Genomic DNA, 1,873 nt, shown 5'->3' with positions numbered 1-1,873 from the left:
GGGTGGGAAGCGGCGTAGGGAGCCGCGTGGGGCGTGGCGGTCTGACCGTAGCCCTGGCTGTGGCTGTAACCGTGGCTCTGGCTGCCGCTCTGCGTGTGCGGCCCCGAGGGCTGCCCCTGCACGGCCGTGTGCGCACCGGCGGCCGGGTGCACCTGCGTCGGCACGTACGCCTGTGCCCCCTGCGGACGCCGCCCCTCCGCCGCCTCGGCCAGCATCTGCTCGGCCTCTTCGGCGGTCGGCCGGGTCTCCGGGTCCTTGCGCAGCAACGCGCCGATGACCGGGGCGAGGACACCCGCGTGCTCCGGCGGCGCGGGCTCCTCGGTGACCACGGCCTGCATGGTGCCGAGCGGCGACGTGCGCCGGAAGGGCGAGATGCCCTCGACGGCCGTGTACAGCGTGGCGCCGAGGGCCCACAGGTCGGACGCCGGGCCGGGGTTGCTGCCGCTGACGCGCTCGGGGGCCAAGTAGTCCACGGAGCCGACGACTTCCCCGGTCCTCGTGACCGTGGAATCCCCCTCGATCGCGGCGATCCCGAAGTCGGTGAGCAGGATCCGGCGGTCGTCGGAGAGGAGGACGTTGCCGGGCTTGACGTCGCGGTGCAGGACTCCGGCCGCGTGGGCGGCGCGGAGGGCCTTCAGGGTCCACAGGCCTATGCGGGCGGCCTCGACCGGTTCGACGCGCCCGTCGTCCTTGACCGCGTCCGCCAGCGAACGGCCCTCGACCAGCTCCATCACGATCCAGGGGCGGTCGTCGTATTCGAGGACGTCGTGCACGGTGACGACGGCGGGATGGTTGATCCGGGCGGCGGCCCGTGCCTCCGTCTGGGTACGCGTGAAGAGGACTGCGCGGTCGGCCTCCTGCACGAACTGCGCAGCCGTCAGCTCCTTGACGGCGACGGCACGGTGCAGGACCTCGTCCTGCGCGCGCCACACCCGTCCCATGCCACCGCGGCCGATGGACTCTGCGAGTCGGTAGCGGCCCGCGAGGAGCAGTCCCTGCATCTGATTCACGTTCCCCCGCAATGGTCTTGACACAGCCAGGTTAAGGAGCGGGAGCCGTGCAGGGAACCACAGGGGGGCTCAGGAGACCGCACTGTGACGCATGCCGTGCATGTCCCGATGGTCGGAATCGACTCAGTCGGTGACCCGATAAGTGGCCGTCGCCTGCTCGTACAGGCGTGTCACTTCGTCCCGCTCGGCCTCCGGTCCGCGCACCTGGAGCACGTGGTACTTCCCGCCGACGATCATCGCGAGATTGCGTACGAAGACCTCGCTGCCCGCGTCGTCCTGCCAGGTGAACTGGCCTTCCGCCATGGCCCGTCCACCGACGTCGATGCGGCGCATGCCACTGGAGGTCGCCCAGGAGGAGTCACGGAACGGCTGCAGCTCACGCTCGTGCTCGCGCTGGTACTTCATGGGGTCGTTGCCGTAGCTGTCCGTGGTGTCGCGGCCCGGCACCAGCAGCAGCTCGAAGCCGCCGTGGGTGTAACGCACCTGGCCCCTGCCGTTCTTGGGCTGCCGGTCCCAGCCTCCCGCCACGGCGACGTGGAAGCCCTCGGGGTCCTTGCGCACGGTGAATCCCCGGGGCAGGTCGGGCTCGGAGGTCTGCGGCTTCTGCGAGCCGGGGCTCTTCCCGGGCTCGTCCTCACCCTCGTCGGTTTCCTTGCCCTTGCCCGAGTCCTTCCCGTCCTTCTCCTCGTCCTTGCTGTCGCTCCGCTCCGGGGCCGAGCTCACCTCGCCCGCGGTTCCCGCGCGGTCGCCCGAGCGGTCGTCGGACTTGGGCATGAACACCAGGGCGTACGCGATCGCCGCGGCGAGCCCGAGCAGGATGGCGATCAGCAGCAGCCGACCCAGCGAACGGGGGCGGGCCGGGC

At 71.3% G+C, this 1,873-nt stretch carries 1 protein-coding gene and 1 pseudogene; both read right to left on the bottom strand.

Annotation, left to right across the window (positions count from 1 at the left end; genetic code table 11):
* Positions 1-1,001: serine/threonine-protein kinase (locus AOK03_RS39810; RefSeq protein WP_167355709.1), on the bottom strand; the 1,001-nt coding region annotated here is incomplete at its 3' end.
* Positions 1,002-1,133: 132 nt separating this feature from the next.
* Positions 1,134-1,873, bottom strand: a pseudogene (locus tag AOK03_RS39805) (protein kinase); the annotation flags it as partial.

It is taken from the genome of Streptomyces atriruber, assembly GCF_001418325.1.
Lineage (GTDB): Bacteria > Actinomycetota > Actinomycetes > Streptomycetales > Streptomycetaceae > Streptomyces > Streptomyces atriruber.
Note: the sequence above shows the minus strand (reverse complement) of the source record. Positions and strands in the feature narration are given on the sequence as shown.